Annotated in this window: 15 protein-coding genes and 1 pseudogene; 9 read left to right on the top strand and 7 right to left on the bottom strand. The window is 50.6% G+C overall.

Annotation, left to right across the window (positions count from 1 at the left end):
* Window positions 1-137: pseudogene (locus HPY90_RS07665) on the top strand (group II intron reverse transcriptase/maturase); the annotation flags it as partial.
* A 57-nt stretch (window positions 138-194) separates the two neighbouring features.
* On the opposite strand, the gene HPY90_RS07660 reads toward HPY90_RS07665, so the two are convergent.
* Entirely contained in the window at window positions 195-995 is an 801-nt protein-coding gene (locus HPY90_RS07660) for a radical SAM protein (protein ID WP_287193171.1), read from the bottom strand.
* 357 nt (window positions 996-1,352) lie between these two features.
* On the opposite strand from HPY90_RS07660, the gene HPY90_RS07655 reads away from it, so the two are divergent.
* The 7 genes from HPY90_RS07655 to HPY90_RS07625 all read left to right on the top strand — a co-directional run bounded on the left by HPY90_RS07655 (window position 1,353) and on the right by HPY90_RS07625 (window position 10,202).
* A complete protein-coding gene (locus tag HPY90_RS07655; protein ID WP_287193168.1) occupies window positions 1,353-2,051 on the top strand; it encodes a LexA family protein in 699 nt (232 codons plus the stop codon).
* Between the two features lie 99 nt (window positions 2,052-2,150).
* Window positions 2,151-3,329: a putative ABC transporter permease gene (locus HPY90_RS07650; RefSeq protein ID WP_287193166.1), complete on the top strand. Its 1,179-nt coding sequence runs from the start codon at window positions 2,151-2,153 to the stop codon at window positions 3,327-3,329.
* A gap of 39 nt (window positions 3,330-3,368) precedes the next feature.
* Window positions 3,369-3,911 carry a CDP-diacylglycerol--glycerol-3-phosphate 3-phosphatidyltransferase gene (gene pgsA / locus HPY90_RS07645; protein ID WP_287193162.1) on the top strand — a complete coding sequence of 181 codons (543 nt, stop codon included), beginning with the start codon at window positions 3,369-3,371 and terminating at the stop codon, window positions 3,909-3,911.
* A 118-nt stretch (window positions 3,912-4,029) separates the two neighbouring features.
* Complete coding sequence (locus tag HPY90_RS07640) at window positions 4,030-5,376, top strand: radical SAM protein (RefSeq protein WP_287193159.1); 1,347 nt, start codon at window positions 4,030-4,032, stop codon at window positions 5,374-5,376.
* A gap of 151 nt (window positions 5,377-5,527) precedes the next feature.
* Window positions 5,528-6,715 carry an efflux RND transporter periplasmic adaptor subunit gene (locus HPY90_RS07635; protein WP_287193156.1) on the top strand — a complete coding sequence of 396 codons (1,188 nt, stop codon included), beginning with the start codon at window positions 5,528-5,530 and terminating at the stop codon, window positions 6,713-6,715.
* On the top strand, window positions 6,712-9,852 hold the full coding sequence (locus tag HPY90_RS07630; RefSeq protein ID WP_287193153.1) for an efflux RND transporter permease subunit: 3,141 nt from the start codon (window positions 6,712-6,714) through the stop codon (window positions 9,850-9,852). The genes HPY90_RS07635 and HPY90_RS07630 overlap by 4 nt, the downstream gene beginning before the upstream one ends.
* Before the next feature lie 59 nt (window positions 9,853-9,911).
* Window positions 9,912-10,202 carry a PG0541 family transporter-associated protein gene (locus HPY90_RS07625; RefSeq protein WP_287193150.1) on the top strand — a complete coding sequence of 97 codons (291 nt, stop codon included), beginning with the start codon at window positions 9,912-9,914 and terminating at the stop codon, window positions 10,200-10,202.
* 196 nt (window positions 10,203-10,398) lie between these two features.
* Here the strand turns inward: HPY90_RS07625 and HPY90_RS07620 are convergent, their stop codons facing one another.
* Together HPY90_RS07620 and HPY90_RS07615 are read right to left on the bottom strand one after the other, a co-directional pair.
* On the bottom strand, window positions 10,399-10,638 hold the full coding sequence (locus HPY90_RS07620; protein ID WP_287193147.1) for a hypothetical protein: 240 nt from the start codon (window positions 10,636-10,638) through the stop codon (window positions 10,399-10,401).
* Window positions 10,635-10,853: a type II toxin-antitoxin system HicB family antitoxin gene (locus tag HPY90_RS07615; protein WP_287193144.1), complete on the bottom strand. Its 219-nt coding sequence runs from the start codon at window positions 10,851-10,853 to the stop codon at window positions 10,635-10,637. The genes HPY90_RS07620 and HPY90_RS07615 overlap by 4 nt, the downstream gene beginning before the upstream one ends.
* Before the next feature lie 319 nt (window positions 10,854-11,172).
* Here HPY90_RS07615 and HPY90_RS07610 point away from each other — a divergent pair, with 319 nt between their 5' ends.
* Window positions 11,173-12,552 carry a sigma-54 interaction domain-containing protein gene (locus HPY90_RS07610; protein ID WP_287193142.1) on the top strand — a complete coding sequence of 460 codons (1,380 nt, stop codon included), beginning with the start codon at window positions 11,173-11,175 and terminating at the stop codon, window positions 12,550-12,552.
* Between the two features lie 179 nt (window positions 12,553-12,731).
* On the opposite strand, the gene HPY90_RS07605 is transcribed toward HPY90_RS07610, so the two are convergent.
* The 4 genes from HPY90_RS07605 to HPY90_RS07590 form a co-directional block, all read right to left on the bottom strand.
* Window positions 12,732-13,511, bottom strand: a complete 780-nt coding sequence (locus HPY90_RS07605) for an enoyl-CoA hydratase/isomerase family protein (protein WP_287193139.1) — start codon at window positions 13,509-13,511, stop codon at window positions 12,732-12,734.
* Between the two features lie 20 nt (window positions 13,512-13,531).
* On the bottom strand, window positions 13,532-14,749 hold the full coding sequence (locus HPY90_RS07600; RefSeq protein WP_287193136.1) for a thiolase family protein: 1,218 nt from the start codon (window positions 14,747-14,749) through the stop codon (window positions 13,532-13,534).
* Between the two features lie 28 nt (window positions 14,750-14,777).
* Window positions 14,778-15,548, bottom strand: coding sequence for a 3-hydroxyacyl-CoA dehydrogenase (locus tag HPY90_RS07595; protein ID WP_287193134.1), 771 nt, complete (start codon window positions 15,546-15,548; stop codon window positions 14,778-14,780).
* Window positions 15,549-15,656: 108 nt separating this feature from the next.
* Complete coding sequence (locus HPY90_RS07590) at window positions 15,657-16,799, bottom strand: acyl-CoA dehydrogenase family protein (RefSeq protein ID WP_287193180.1); 1,143 nt, start codon at window positions 16,797-16,799, stop codon at window positions 15,657-15,659.
* Window positions 16,800-16,807 lie beyond the last annotated feature (8 nt).

Raw genomic sequence — 16,807 nt, 5'->3', positions numbered from 1 at the left:
AAATCCCGAAACCCGACGGGGGCAAGAGGCTTCTTGGGATACCCACCGTATTGGACCGGCTAATCCAGCAGGCCCTGCTGCAAACCCTGACACCCATATTCGACCCAACCTTTTCACACTCAAGCTGTGGTGTGAGAGGACGGGGGTTAGCCGCCCCCTCCTACTCGATTTTTGGAGAGTATAAACGGCATTACTTAAAAAATTCTGATTACCTCGTAAGCCAATTCTTCTGACCCGGTGATAGAGGTGACATTATCGAGATAGGTCTTGGCTACCCTTACCGCTTCTTCGATCTGCTCGCGAGTCGGGCGGGGCCAGGGGCTACCCGCAACCGGAAGATAGGCATCTATGCGCAGCGGCAGCCCGCGGTCGACCTCGCTTATAAACCGGGCAATACGCTCAATCTCGTCCACGTCAACAAGCCCGGGGATGAAGACTGTCTCTACGTACAGTTTCTTCGGCAAACGATAAACCGTGACGAAGTTTTCCAGGATCTTTTGGTTGCTCTTGCCGGTGTAGGAACGATGAATAGAGTCGGTGTAGGCTTTTATGCTGAACACCACAACATCCACATACTCCAAAGAGGGCAACTCGAGCCCGTTGGTAAGCAGCACGTTCTGGGTCGCAAACCTATCGTGAAGCCACTCCGCCAGCTCGGGCATACTGGGATCGACGGTAGGCTCGGCTCCCATAAAGATGACCTGTTTCAGTTTGAGCTGCCCGAGGATTTCCTTTAATTCTTCCAGGTTTAAGAATCGTGCGGGTCTGCCCGGAGCAACTTTCTCCGGGTCGAACAAACCTTTTCTGGTTTCGGGAAGGTGACAATCGTAGATTTCCTTTTTCAACAGGCAAGCCCGGCAGCGCAGGTTGCAGCCCCAGAAATAAAGACAGGCAATCTGGAAATCGGGTGAGTAAGTAACATGATAAACATTCGTGGCTTTTGCCAGCTGTAAAGAAGGGTTTGACAACCCCGGTATTTCTCTCGCCTTCATCATGCTTTTCCACCGCCTTATTCCTCTAACGTCTTCTTCAATCGCACCTCACCACATGCAGGATCATTTTCACAATGTCTCGAACCATTAACATGAGAACTCGCCTTCACCCTCCTTTGTTGACATCGTGTTGGGGTTTGGTTACCTTATGGAGGCAACCTGCGGGGTTTCTTCTTCTACTTTCCGCCTTAATTTACCTGCTCAAATTTTATACTTTCGCGGGCTAAATGCGACACGCCTTAAAGCATTGTTCTTGACAATCGTGTTTGACAGGACGTATATTTACGACAGAGGTATCTTGGGGAAATTGGGGTTTGTTTACGTTACAGCTGGCCGGTTTCCCAGTAGCGGAGGTTTATAATGGCTGTTACCAGGCGGCAGATGGACTTCTTACGAATCATCAAACAGGTCTATGAAGCTACGAGCCTGCCCGTGCACTACGCTCGCGTGGCTGAATTGCTGGGGATAAGCAAATGGAGCGCTTATGAAATGCTGAAAACGCTGGAAAGAAAAGGATTATTGACCAGCCAGTATGAGGTTGACCAAAACAAAAAGTATCCTGGGCGGGCACGGGTAATGTTTGCGCCTACTCAACTGGTTAATCTGGTCCTGTCTGGAAAAACGTTGGAAGACATGGGACCCGTCAAAGAGTTTCAGTTGCTCAAAGAGAAATTAATGTCTTTGTACGAGAAAACCACCAAGACCGCTCCGGAAGAACTTGCGGAACAAATGAGGACTGAATTGTCCGGCGTCGAAAATCCCTTGGTTTTTTGTGCATATGTAATCACTATCTTGATATTGGAGCTGCAAACCTTGAGCAAAACCAGCATTTCTCTGCTCAAAAACGTGGCTTTAGAAGTATCCGAGGGAAAAATAGGGCTGGCCATGTTTGTAGGTGCTGCTTTTGGCACTATGGCGAAAGCAGCCTCCCAGGTTCAACTACTTTCTCACATGTCTGAGTGCCTGTCGGCGTTCCAAAAAAATCTGGCCAAATTGAACCAATTAGAGCAGACGCTGTTGATGGACTTTTTGAGTGAAGCATTGGCAAAAACGACGTAATTTTTTTGCGAGTTATTTGTGGAATTTGGGGACAATGTTGATATTGGGGTAATTTTTTTAAGATGATTTTGGGGATTTTGGGGAAATACATGGGGAGTGATGAATTTGAATCAAAACCTGGACAGCCTGATACTGCTCTTTGTGATTTACTCTTTTCTGGGATGGATTATAGAGACATTCTTCAAGAGTGTGCAGGCCAAGAGATTCGTTAACAGCGGGTTTCTATCTGGCCCGTTCTGCCCGGTGTATGGGTTTGGGGCCCTGCTGGTACTTCAGTCCAGGCAACTGGTGGATGGTGCCGCATCAATAGTAGACCCGACTACAAGAACGGTCGTCAGCGTAATACTGGCCATTATGGGTACCACGGCCTTGGAATATTTGACCGGCATGTTGCTGGAAAAGATTTTTAACCGCAAATGGTGGGATTATAGTGAAGAACGGTTCAACCTTCAAGGGAGAATCTGTCTTAAATATTCCGTATATTGGGGGATATTGGCCTATCTAATGTTGGAGTTTATTCACCCGTCCCTTATAAGTTTTGTAAACACTGTTCCAATGAACGTAAAATATCTGCTCGCCGGCATTATCATGCCTTATTTCATGTTTGATTTGATAAACTCCGTGGAAAACGCTTTGGAGACGGGTGAGCACAGGTCTTGGCCTTATCTCCGATATTCGTGGAAAAGACGGCTAAGAGAATACCTTCGGCTACCTTCGGCTTTTTCCCGGCTGAGCCTAGCCATTACCGATAAGGTTACATATTTCGGAAGCTCTCTGAATGAAAAATGGAGATATATCCGCGATATCGAGGAGTACAGGAATTGTATTCATTATGTGATCCACTCTGCTCCCGTTGAGAGAATGAAACAGATTAGGCATCACGGTCATGTAACGTGTTTCGAACACAGCTTGAATGTCTCTTTCTACAGTTTTATGCTCTGTAGAGCTTTGGGACTCGACTATAAGGCAGCCGCCAGGGCAGGACTGCTCCATGATTTATTCCTGTACGATTGGAGAACGACCAGACTGAGTCATGGGAAACATGCGTTTGTTCACCCGCGGCTTGCTTTGAACAACGCATCAGCAGTGTGTCTTTTGAATGAAGTAGAAAAAGACATCATACTAAAACACATGTTCCCCTTGACCTGGCAACTGCCATCGTACAAAGAATCGTGGATCGTGTGCTTAGTTGACAAGTGTTGTGCATGTGCGGAGATTGCCGATTCCATATTCTCTATAAAACAGCGGTCGTATGACTACACAAATGCAATCAGATGACCCAAAACCGGTGAAAGAAGCTTCCTGGAGTGTTTAGAAATGAGCATTGCCAACGTTTTGACCATCTTGCGGATTGCAATGATCCCAGCGCTGATAATTCTGTTCTATAGAGATACATCCGATGGTTACATGCTACAAGCCTTCGTTTTCTTGCTGGCGGTTCTAACAGACGGTATTGACGGGTTCATCGCCCGAAAATACAAGCAGGTGACTGTACTGGGGACTTTTCTTGATCCGCTGGCCGACAAACTACTGATAATGGCTGCCTTCGTGTGTCTGGTAGAACTGCATAAGATACCGGCCTGGATTGTAATAATCATTATTGCGCGCGAGTTTGCGGTTACAGGTCTGCGAGCAATTAAGGCAGCAGAAGGAGCAGTTATTCCTGCGAACAGATGGGGTAAGGTCAAAACGGTTACCCAAATTCTGGCCATACTCGTCGTCATTCTCCATCCCCAATGGCGGACATATATCTCTTATCCTTTGGATCTCTGGAGTGTATATATCGCAACTGCGGTGACTGTTTTGTCTGGATTGAAATATTTTCTGGAGTTGGAGCTTAGTAGCGTACAAAAGTTGTGAAACTTTTCCGAATTAGGAGGTGAGAAGTTGTCTTCTTAATTCCCTTTCGCCTTTTAGGTTCCAACGCGCGGTTAGCACAATCCCAAACCGATAACGGAAAGAAAGGAGTGACTCCCAAGTGTTTGAGTACGCCAAAAAAATGGTCGGAGAAGCCGTGATAACGGAAGCGGCGAATTACCTAGCCAAAGACCCGGAAAACAACATTGAAAAACTTCTAAATATCGCCGGTAAGCTGGCCATACGCCAAAACCATAAAGAACAGATTGCATCTGCCGGTAAACACCTTTCCGACAGAGATTCTCACTGGCACAAGCTGTTTGTCAGGACTTTGAGAGAAACCCATCCGAAAGTCCGCGAACGTCTGGCCGTCAATTTCATCATCAACTCGGTGCTGCTCGGGATACCCAAACAATACGAATTAGCGGAAAAGCTGGGTTATGCCGTACCGTGGGCTATTCTCATGGACCCTACCGACCGCTGCAACCTGCGGTGCAAAGGTTGCTGGGCGGGCGAATATGCCAAGAAAAACGACCTCACTTTTGAACTGATGGACCGAATAGTCAAGGAAGGCGAGGAACTCAACATATTTTTCTACCTCTTCTCCGGCGGCGAACCGCTCCTCAGGAAAGACGACATTTTAAAGCTGACAAGAAAACATCCCGACAGCGTTTTCCACATCTTCACCAACGGGACTCTGATTGACGAAAAGTTCGGCGAAGAATGCGCAGACGCAGCCAACATAATATTCGCGATCAGCATCGACGGTTTCGAGGAATCCACCGACATGCGCCGCGGAAAAGGGACCTTCGCCAAAGTCATGCAGGCTGCCGATATCCTGCACAAATATGGGCTTATTTACGGTTTCTCAACCACTTACCACCGCCACAACGTCGAAGAAATCACCTCCGACGAATACATCGACATGCTCGTCGACAAGGGTTTCCGTTTCGGATGGCTTTTCACCTATGTTCCGGTAGGCTCTGAATCTGATTTGGAATTCATGGCCACTCCTGAGCAGAGGGCGTATGTTTGTAAGCGCATCCGAGAAATCAGGGCCACCAAGCCTATCCTTGTTGCCGACTTCTGGAACGACGGCGAACTCACCGGCGGGTGCATCGCGGGGGGACGGCGCTATTTCCACATCAACGCGGCCGGCGATGTAGAGCCGTGTGCATTTGTCCATTACGCTTGCGTCAACATCAAGGACACGAGCTTAAAAGAAGCGCTCGGTAATCCGCTTTTCCTGGCTTATCAGAAGCGGCAACCGTTCAACCAGAACCACCTGCGCCCCTGTCCCCTTATAGACAATCCGCGGGGGTTGGCGGCCTGTGTCAAGGAGAGCGAGGCTCGTTGCACCCAGACGGTTTCGCTTGATGCCGAAAAGCTTGCCACGAGCTTAGAAGCCTACGCTGCCGAGTGGGGCAGGAAGGCCGACAGGATTTGGGAAGAAACAAAAACAAGTTGAGGGGAGGGCTGAGCGGCAAAGAGGGTTTGACTTGCTAGGTGTCTAGGTCTGGGGGTCCGCATCCGGGCTTAAGCATCTGGTTTTGAAGCAAGGATCGCGGGGTGTTCGATCCGACTCATTCAGCAATGTTTGGGAAAAGGAGCAATGCAGGGTGGACTTGAGGAACAGACCCAAAGCGGCGATTTGCGCTTTTGTGGTGTTAATCCTTGCTTTAGCTATTGTATACGGTGTTTTCCATCACATCCAGCAAGAGAAGAAGAAAGAGACGACTGCAAGCGGCAAAGGAAGCATTCCCGTGCAGGTGGCCGAGGCGAAAGTAACCAAGCTCGAAAACGTGCTGGAACTGACAGGGGAGATTAAGCCGGGAACTGCGGTGGATGTTTACCCCAAAGTGGGCGCAGAAATCATCGAGAAGATGTACGTAGAAACCGGAGATTACGTAAAAAAAGGGGACCTGATAGCCGTTCTAGATGACGATGTCATAAAAGCGCAGTTGGAGGAAGCAAAGGCCGGCCTGGCTGCAGCGGAGGCCGGCCTTGGGCAGAGCGAGGCCAATCTCGAAGTCTTAGAGAAGGACCGGTCGCGGATAGAGTATCTGTATGAGCAGAATGCTGTATCCAAACAAGAGCTGGATCACATAAATGCTCAGTACAAAGCGGCTGTGGAATCGAGAAAACTCGCGAGCGCTCAGATTGAAAAGGCCAAAGCAGCCCTAAACCAGCTTCAGGTGCTTTACGGGGAGTACACTATACGTGCGCCTATCTCGGGGTTTATCGCCGCCCGCTACATGGAGGAGGGGAGCCGGACAAGTCCGGGGCAGCCGATTGTTCGCATTTCCTACGAAGACGAGCTCAAAATCGTATGCAGTGTGACAGAAAAGGACTTTCACTCGCTCAGGAAGGGGATGAAAACAGAAGTAACCGTAGATGCTTTCCCCGGCAAGGTTTTTAAAGGTGTGGTCTCGGTTGTCAGTCCGACCATCGACCCTTCCACCCGCACAGCCCAAGTTGAGATACATATTCCGAACCAAAAACACCAGCTTCGATCCGGCATGTTTGCGCGTATTAAGTTATACCTTGGCGAACGGAAAGGCCTAGCGATTCCCAGTGTGGCCCTTAACAAGATGCCGGGAACAGGAAGCTATTACGTGTACGTCATCAAGGATAACAAAGCAATTCTCAAAAACGTAAAGACCGGCATTACGCAAGGTGATTTAACCGAGATAACCGACGGCTTATCGGAAAACGAACTGGTCGTTACCAGGGGACAAAACCGGCTGTATGACGGAGCTAGGGTTTCTGTAGAAGACAAAGAAGGAAAGGGAGGTTACAGACGGTGAGGCTTCCTGAATTCTCGGTGAAACAGCCTGTGGCCGCCTTAATGGCTTTTCTAGCTGTGATTGTTCTGGGAATTTTTTCTTTAACCAGGCTTTCCATCGACCTGCTTCCTAACGTGGAAATGCCGGCAGTAACCATCCTGACCGTCTGGCCGGGAGCGAGTGCTTTGGATGTAGAGACGGAAGTTACGAAGCACATCGAGGATCAGCTTAGTATGGTAAATAACTTGGATACAATTACGTCCAAGTCTTTGGACAACCTTTCTATGGTTTCCTGCCAATTCGAATGGGGTACCGATCTGGAGGATGCTACCAACGACGTTCGGGACAAACTGGAGCTGGCCAAAAAGAAGCTGCCAGATGATGCAGAAGAACCGGTGATTTTTAAGTTTAGCAGCGCCAGCATTCCCATTCTGGCCATGACCGTCACCGGGGACACCAGTTGGCCAAGGCTTTATTATCTGACGGAGAAACAGATCGCCGACGAATTAAAAAGTGTTCCCGGGGTCGGTGCTGTTCAGCTGTACGGGGGTGTGAAGAGGCAAATAAATGTTCATTTCGACCTGCAGAAAATAAACGGTTACCACCTGAATTTACTTCAGGTCAAACAGGTTCTGGCGGCAGAAAACCTAAACCTGCCGGCCGGCAGCATAAAATCGGGCCCCCAGGAGTTTTCTATTCGGGTCCCGGGCAGGTACAACGATGTGGACGAAATAAAGAACACGGTCGTCGGCTATTTTAACGGCAGGCCGGTTTACCTTAAGGACGTTGCCGAAGTTGAAGACGGCTACAAAGAGCAGACTGTGAACGGCTGGGGAGATGGGAAAAAAGCGATCGTTCTTATTGTACAAAAGCAGAGCGGCAAAAATACCGTGAAAGTTGCGCGGGACGTCGAAGACAAGCTTAGAGAAGTAGAGAAGAACCTGCCCGGCGATGTTAAAATCAATACTGTATTTGACACTTCTGAAAATATTTTACTGGCCATTAAGACTTTACGGGATGAGTTATTGAGGGCCATCTTTCTTGTGTTACTGGTAACGATTTTATTTTTAAGGAGAGTTAAGGCGGCTGCCATCGTTGCCCTTACTATCCCCTTTTCCCTTATAAGTGCTTTTATATTCCTTTACTTATTCGGTCGAACCATCAACATTATTTCTCTGCTGACGCTTGCCATTGCCTGTGGATTGGTGGTAGACGACGGTATCGTAGCCCTGGAAAATATCACCCGCCACCTGGAGCGCGGGGGCCGGCCGAGAACCAGCGCCATTCACGGTGCAAGCGAAGTGGGAATGGCCATGACGGCTTCAACTATGACGGTCGTGGTGGTTTTCGTCCCGCTGATGTTTGTAGGGGGAATTACGGGAGCCCTGTTTAAGGAACTAGGGTTTGTCATGGTCGTGACTCTGCTGGCGTCCCTTTTTACGGCTTTGTCCATGACGCCTATGCTGTGCTCGAAATGGCTGGAAAGCGGACGTAGAGAATTTTCTGGGAAACAAGGTTTGTGGGGCAGATTTTACGAAGCCGCTGAGAACTTTCTGATTTTCTTAGAGGAGTTTTACGGTCGAATCCTGGCCTGGGCCTTGTCGCACAAGAAGGCCGTTGTTATAGGATCAATACTTATTTTCGGCAGCAGCTTGGCTCTGGTCCCCCTGATAGGTACGAGCTTTTTGCCCGACATGGATTCGGGTGATGTCAACGTTGAATTTCGCCTGCCGGAAGCGACGAGAATAGAGGAAACAAACCGGGTTATGGAGAAAGTCCTGCAAACCATTGGTGAAACAGTAAAACCGGAGGAATTGAGGCATTCTTACGCCTTCGACGGGCAGAGCGAAGAGGGATTCGGCGCGGCTATGGGCATAGACGAGGGACCTAACGTGGGTATGATCGGCTTTAAGCTGGTGGACCGGGACAAGCGCGAACGCAGCGCCAGTGAAATTGCCAGCGAATTGAGAGAACGGCTGGAAAAGATACCCGGCCTAACCCGGATGAAGGTCACTGCGACGAGCCCCCTGTCCTCCCTTATGACCGGGGGAGGAAAGCCGATCGTGGTTGAGGTGTCAGGTCCCGACCTGGATGCGAACCTAAAAGTGGCAGAGCAGGTAAAGAAAATTGTTGAAAAAGTTCCCGGCACGACAGATGTTTCCATCAGTCAAAAAGACCCGCGGCCAGAGCTTTGGGTGGAAGTGGATCGCGAGAAAGCATCGTCGCTCGGGCTGAACGTGGCCACCATTGCAGGGCAGGTGCGCAAATACTTTTACGGGGATACTCCCACCGATTTCCGAGATGCAGGGGACAGCTTTGATGTCTTCATGCGTTTGACTGACGCGGACAAAAACAAGCTGGAGAGCCTGCCGGAAGTGCCGATCTTCACTCCTGACGGCAGGATGATTAAATTAAAGAATATCGCCGAGATAAAGACTGGCCAAGGACCTGTAGAGATTGAACGGGAAAACCGACAGCGTATCGTCAAGGTAGAAGCGGACAGGTACGGTCGTTCCCTAGGTGAAATCACCGCCGATATCAAGAGTGCCCTTGAAAACCTGGACATACCTGCCGGAGTTTCAATCAGTTTCGGCGGAGAAATTGAACAGCAGCAAGAGGCCTTTAAGGATCTCGGGTTGTTGCTGCTCCTGGGAATTATGCTTGTTTACATGGTTCTGGCCTCGCTCTACGGCAATTTGCGGGATCCCTTAATTATAATGTTCTCCGTACCCTTTGCTTTAACGGGTGTGTTTTACGCCTTTGCTCTAACCGGTACCACCCTGAGCTTAGTCTCTTACATGGGTATAATCATGTTGGTAGGAATTGTGGTTAAAAACGCCGTTATTTTCCTCGACTATACCCACCTGTTGCAAAACAGAGGTCAGCCTTTGCTGGAAGCAATAACTAATGCCGGACGCAGCAGGTTAAGACCAATTTTGATGACTACCGCCGCCATGTTTTTCGGCATGTTGCCTCTGGCCGTTTCCAGGGGTGTGGGCGCGGAAATATGGAATCCGCTGGGAATTACCATGCTGGGAGGGCTTACAGTGTCAACCCTGGTTACTCTGGTTCTCATTCCGACGGTTTACTGTTGGTTTGAGGAGAGGAGACTTCGGAAGGCGGTCAGCATCCGGGAGGTGGGGATGGATGTTTCCTGAGCAGCAAGATGTGGGAACTCGTGATTTCGGGCAAGGGCTGTTTTCTGGGGGGTGCGCCGATGAAGATGCTTTTTATTACCTATGATGCGGAACTTGACGAGGATGTTATGGAAATGCTCGAGTCGCTGGGTGTCAACGGGTTTACCAAATGGGACAGGGTGTTGGGCAAAGGTAAAAACAGTGAGCCCAAGCTGGACACCTCCGTATGGCCGGGATACAACTGTGCGTTAGCTGTGGTAGTCGGCGATGACGATGAGGCGAGGATCATAGAGGAGCTTAGGAAGTTTTCCGAACGGCTCGAAGGCAAAGGCGTTAGAGCCTTTGCCCTGCCGATTTTAAGGGCCATTTAGGGGAGGGAAGGCTTCACAGAGGTCGATAATACCATAATGTAGTCTTGCAAAATAAATGTCCATAGCATTTGTAGCATAGTGGACATTGTTTACCCCATCGGTGAGACGGCCCAATGAAATTTCTATTACGAGGGGGTTACAGTTTTTCCTCTGTCACCCTGTATTTTAAAATTTTAAAGCCTGTGAAGGCAGTCAACTAGTCTTTATACCATTCTTGAAACTCCTTAAACGACACCTTTAGGTCCCTGGCGACAGCCTCAACGAGCGGTGGCGGGTATTTCCTGGTGCTTCCATGTTTAACGTGCACGGCGAAAGGCTTTCCTTCCCTGTTGAGTCCAACCCATTTGTTATTGCGAAATCTAAGCGAGCCTGGCATGCTGAAATGTAGCAGGAAAGCTTCGAATTCCTTTCTATTTAGCTCCGGAAACTTGCTCATACGCTTACCTCAAGCACCCGGAAATCGACCTCCGGGCTAATGTCTTGGAACACTGCTTCCCGGCCAAATTCGTTAACCATTTCGTCTATGGCCTCTTTCAGGTTTTTCAACGCTTCGTCAGGCGTTTTTCCTACAGCAGTAGCTCTCAAGGGTTCGCAGTGCGCAATGTATTCTTTACTGTGTAACTTTATTGTTACAGGTAGTCTGTAGTTCAAACTAGGCTCACCACCCTTTGCCAGTGTCATTTTCATTATACCACGACCAGTAACTTAGAATCGCCCGTGCTTCCGTATGCGGCTGGCGGGGCTCTGAGGTATCTTTGTCAATCAAGGAGTTGACTACCTAGGGTAAGAAGTAAATGTTATACTGAGTTTGGGATTGGCGCTATGTTTTCATCTGTCATGCATTCGGAAGGAGGCATGTCTGCTGGATAATCGGCGTACATATAGATTAGAAGCCTGTAGGTTAACCTGGGTTGGCAACACAGAGCAGAGGCGAAAAGAGGGGTTAATCTGGCGGGGGAGGGGATGGCTCTTGAATGCCGGGGAGTTGCTCATAGATGCTATCACGACGGTCCCTTACATCGCCGCAATGATTGTAGACAAACAAGGCTACGTGGTGTTTGTCAACAAGACCTACCTCAAGATGCTGAAGCGGAGTGAAAAAGAAACCATAGGCAAGCACATCAGCGAGATCACACCTAACAGCCGCACTTTAGAAGTTCTCAAGACGGGCAAAGCTATCATCGGCTACTATTGGCCGATCAACGGGTATGAAGGGGTCGCTTCCAGTATACCTTTGTTCAAAAAAGATGAACTGGTCGGCTGCCTCGCGTACAGCATATTCCTGGATGTTTGGGACGGCAAGACCTTAATGGAAAACTTGGTTAACGAATTAAACGTATACAAGAGGGAAGTAACCAGTTTGTACGCGGCGAAGTATACGTTTGACGCCCTCATCGGCGAATCACAGGCTTTGCAGAAGGTCAAGAAACTGGCTTGTCAGGTAGCAAACCACCCGGATACTACAGTGCTGGTTACCGGAGAGAGCGGAACCGGAAAGGAGTTGCTGGCTCACTCGATTCATAATGCATCAAGCCGCGGCCGATTTCCTTTCGTGAAGGTAAACTGCGCAGCCATACCGGACAACCTGCTGGAAGCTGAACTATTTGGATACGGGGAAGGGGCTTATACCGGGGCCAAAAAGGGCGGTAAACCCGGCAAGTTTGAGGTAGCTAATGGCGGCACCGTTTTTCTGGATGAAGTCGGAGACATGTCTTTGGGAATGCAGGGGAAACTGCTGGTAGTCTTGCAGGAAAAAGAGATGGAAAGGCTGGGAGATAACAAACCGATACGGGTGAACGTCAGGGTCATAGCTGCTACCAATCGCAGCCTCGAAGAAATGGTCGAACAGGGGAGGTTCCGCGAAGACCTTTACTACCGGCTAAATGTTGTAAGGATCCACATGCCAGCGCTGCGCCACCGGTCTGGAGATATCCCTCTGTTAGTTAAACATCTACTGTGTAAACTGAACAAAAAGTTAAAAACGTCGGTGACGGGGGTATCCGCGCCGGCTATGGAAAGGATTATGAAGTACAGCTGGCCGGGTAACGTGCGTGAGCTGGAAAATGTTTTAGAAAGGGCGTTGATTCTTGCAGACATGAGCGGGTCCAACACCATAACCCCTGAGTACTTAGTGTTGATGAACGACAGGGCAAATGCGTCTGCGGTTTCATTTGGGAAAGGGCTAAAGGCCCTGACCGAGGAGTTCGAACGAAAGGTAATCGCCCGTGTCTTGGAAGAGACCGGCTACAATAAGATGGAGGCTGCCAGTCGCCTGGATATCGATGCTTCTTCGCTCTACCGCAAGATAAAACGGTACGGGCTTGGGATCGGCAAAGGCGCTGGGGTCTAATCGAAGAGGGTTTAAAATGTCGGCGGCAAAGCCAAAGAGGAACCTTAAGCTGCCAGTTCCGCCTAATTGAAACTGGCAGCTTGCATTTTCTCAGGCCTTTTTTACAGTCCCCTTCGAAATACCCCCTCGGGGTACACGACCCCAGTTTCCATAGGATGCCAAACCCTTGACCTTAGGGTTTAACGCCCTTTGTAAACGGGTTTCCGTTTCTCCATAAAAGCTTTCATCCCTTCTTTCTGGTCATGGGTAGAGAACAAGAGGGCGAATACTTTCTGTTCGAAAGCAAGCCCTGATGCGAGATCCACGTTCATACCGTAGTTGATAGCTTTTTTGAGAACATGCAGGGCCACCGGAGGTTTGGCCGCGAGTTTGGCTGCTATTTTTTTGGCTTCGTTCATTAATTGGTCTGGAGGAACCACTTTGGCGACGAGGCCGAGACGTAACGCGGTGTCTGCATCAATTGGGTCCCCCAGCATCGTCAAGTACTTACACCACCCCGGGCCAAGTAGGCGGGCCAGCCGCTGGGTTCCGCCCGCTCCCGGAATGATGCCCAGGTTGATCTCGGGCTGGGCGAACTTGGCATCTTCGGAACAAATGCGGATGTCACAGCACAGCGAAAGTTCGCACCCGCCTCCCAAAGCCATCCCAGCTATAGCCGCTACAACCGGTTTTTCCAGGTTGGCAATCTTATCAAAAGCCTGGTGACAAAGGGCGATAAACGATTCGGCGGTGAGCGAATCGGCCCCCGACATGAACGCTATGTCCCCACCGGCGGCAAAGACCTTTTCGCCGCCCGTTATTATGAGCACCTTTACTTCGTCGTCCGCCGCTATATTGTCCATAGCATTCGACAGCTCGGTTAACATTTCACCATTTATGGCATTCAGTTGTTTGGGGCGGTTCAAGGTAAGGATCCCGATACCTGTGTCTTTCTCGAAAAGCAAAGTCTTAAATTCCATGCCGACCTCTCCCCCTCATTTCAATCCACTCTCACCACAGCGCAGTCCCCCTGGGCCAGCCCTCCGCAGATGGCCGCGACCCCGTAGCCACCTCCCCGGCGGCGAAGCTCGTTCACCAGGGTCAGGGTTATCCGGAGGCCGCTCGCTCCAACAGGGTGACCAATGGCTATGGCCCCACCGTTGACATTAGTAATGTCGCGAAGCTTTTTTACCTTAGCTTCATCAAAATCTCCCAGGATTTTGGTAGAAACCAGGGGCATGGCTGCAAAAGCCTCGTTGATTTCTATGAGTTTGATGTCACCTAACGTCAGGCCAGTCGCGGCCAAACCTTTTTGAATGGCAGGAGCGGGAGCGATGGCGATTTCTCGGGCCGGGCGGGCGATGCTCACCACCCGCAGCAGGGTTGCTAGAGGCTTTAACCCCAGTTCTTGAGCCTTTTTTCTGGTAGTCACGACCACACCGGCAGCGCCCGTATTCATTCCCGGAGCGTTACCGGGAGTGACGGTAGGGCTCCCATACACCGTTGGCAGTTTGGCGAATTCCTCTAAAGTGGTATCCGGGCGGGGCTGGGTGTCCCGATCCAGTATTACCGGCGGTTTTTTCTTGCCCTGGGGTATTTGAATTGAAAATATCTCCTCTTTGAATACTCCCCGGGCTTCGGCTTGGGCATACAGCTTGTGGCTGCGTAAGGCCCATTCGTCCTGCATCTCGCGGGTCACCCCGTATTCGACAGCCACCTCCCCCGCATCGACTGCCAGGACCCCAAAGCCCGGGTAACCCAGTTGAAAAAGGATGTCCACCAGCTTGGTGTTCCCCAGGCGGGGGCCTTCCCACCGGTACTCGGGAGGCAAGTAATATGGGGCTCGGCTCATGTTTTCGACCCCTATAGCCATGCTGATCTCGGCCTCGCCCATCATCAGGTTCTTCCATGACTGCTGCAAGGCGGTCGTGGATGAGCAGCAAGCCCGGTCGATACTCATAGAAAGCGTTTCTTGCGGCAAGCCCGCTCTTATAAGAGCCTGGCGGGCGATGATACCGGTCTGGGTTCCGGCTTCCAGAAGCAGGCACTGCCCCAGGTTGACCTCGTCGATCATCTGGGGTTCCAGTCCGGACCGCTTCAACAGTTCGGTTATCGTCCACTCTGCCAGCACGGCGCTGGGCACGTTTTTGGTTACGCCGCCAAAGCGGTCAAAAGGCGTGCGCGCCGAAGCGATTATCACCACTTCGTTGTCAGGCATAGATTACCCCCCTTTCTTCTTCTGCAAGCTATTTGGGCTGCATCCTCAGGGCTCCGTCTAAGCGGATTACCTCGCCGTTCAGCATCGGATTTTCCACTATGTGCTGGACCAGGCGCGCATACTCATCCGGTTTCCCCAGGCGAGAGGGGAATGGAATCATTTTACCAAGGGCTTCCCGCACTTTATCCGGGAGCTGACCCAGCATCGGGGTATCGAAAATCCCCGGAGCCACGGTACATACCCTTATCCCGTGCTCGGACAAATCGCGGGCTATGGGCAACGTCATCCCTACCGTAGCTGCCTTGGATGCCGCGTAAGCCACCTGGCCTATCTGTCCCTCAAAGGCGGCTACCGACGCCGTGTTGATTATTACTCCCCTTTCTCCCTCTTCATTGGGAGGGTTCTCGAGCATGCGGGTGGCTACGGTTCGGATTACATCGAAGGTTCCGACTACGTTTACTTCGATGGTTCTTCTGAAGAGATCAAGATCATGGGGCCCTTTCTTCTTGTCAGTGGTCTTCATAGCTGCGGCAAACGCAGCGCAGTTCACGAGAATGTCGACTTTTCCGAACTTTTGTATGGTGAACTCCACGGCTTTCTGCACGTCATCCGGTTTAGCGATGTTCGTCTTTATGAAAGCTGCGCGTTCTCCCAGGCGTTCGGCCAGGGCCAGGCCTTTTTGTTCATTGAGGTCAGATATCACCACGTTAGCTCCGTTGTTAACAAACCTGATGGCGGTGGCTTCCCCTAGCCCCGAAGCCCCTCCAGTGATGATGGCGGTTCGATTCGCTAGTTCCATAATCTAATTCCCCCTTCCCAATTTCTATCACAGACCCTAATGACACTCGGACGTGTCCCAGTAGGCAAATCAAAAAGTAATACCGGTGCTAACCTGTGGCTGGTTCCTTCACAGCCCCAATCCCCGGGCGATTATCAGTTTCATAACTTCCGAAGTACCTGCGTAAATGCTCTGGACGCGGGTATCGGCCCACAGGCGAGAAATTTCGTACTCCGTGCAATAGCCGTACCCCCCGAACAATTGAACACAGCGGTTGGCAACCCGATGGGACATTTCGCATACCCAATACTTTGCCATGCTCACCTCCTGAACCACGTCCTTACCCGCCATGTGGTGTAACACCAGGGTATCGACGAAGCCCCGGGCGAGTTGGATCTCGGTTGCTATTTCCGCCAAGACGAACTGGGTGTTTTGAAAGGAACTAAGAGGCTTTCCGAAGAGATGTCTTTGCTTTACGTAATCGAGGGTCAGTTTTAAGCACCTTTCAGCCAGGGTGACGTTGACGATAGCGGCCAGCAGGCGTTCCTGCTGTAGCTTCTGCATCAGGTAAATGAATCCGTGCCCTTCCTTTCCCAACAGGTTGCTGGCAGGTACCCTGCAGTCCTCAAAAAAGAGTTCGGCCGTATCCTGGGCGTGCAGGCCGATCTTGGGTATTTGCTTGCTCCGAGAAAAACCGGGGGTATCTCTTTCCACTACAAACAGGCTTACCCCCTTGGCTCCGGCTGCGGGATCCGTCTTGGCAGCTACCACCACCAGGTCGGCCAGAATCCCGTTAGAAATGAAGGTTTTAGAACCGTTTAAAATATAGTGGTCTCCATCCCTGATGGCCCGGGTTCTAATTGCCGCCAGGTCCGAACCGGCACCCGGTTCAGTCATCGCAATGGCCAGTATAATGTCGCCGCTGACGCATTTTGGCAGCCACCGGGCTTTCTGTTCCTCTGTCCCGTAACTGGCGATGTACGGGGCGACGATATCGCTGTGCAAGAATGAGAAAAAGCTGATGACTCCTTTACTGCCTATTTCTTCGTTGATCACCACCGAAGCCAGGAAATCGGCCCCCGCCCCGCCGTATTTTTCATCCACCCAGGGACATAGAAAACCGTAGTCCCCCATTTTCTTATAGACTTCACGCGGGACGATGCCTTTTTCTTCCCACTCGTTGTAATAAGGGACGACCTCGTTATCGAGGAATTCGGAAAAGGCACGCCGCAGCATCTCGTGTTCCGGGGTAAAAGGGAGAATCCTTTCCATCACCTGTC

Source organism: Syntrophothermus sp., assembly GCF_013314835.1.
Taxonomy (GTDB): domain Bacteria; phylum Bacillota; class Syntrophomonadia; order Syntrophomonadales; family Syntrophothermaceae; genus Syntrophothermus; species Syntrophothermus lipocalidus.
Note: the sequence above shows the minus strand (reverse complement) of the source record. Positions and strands in the feature narration are given on the sequence as shown.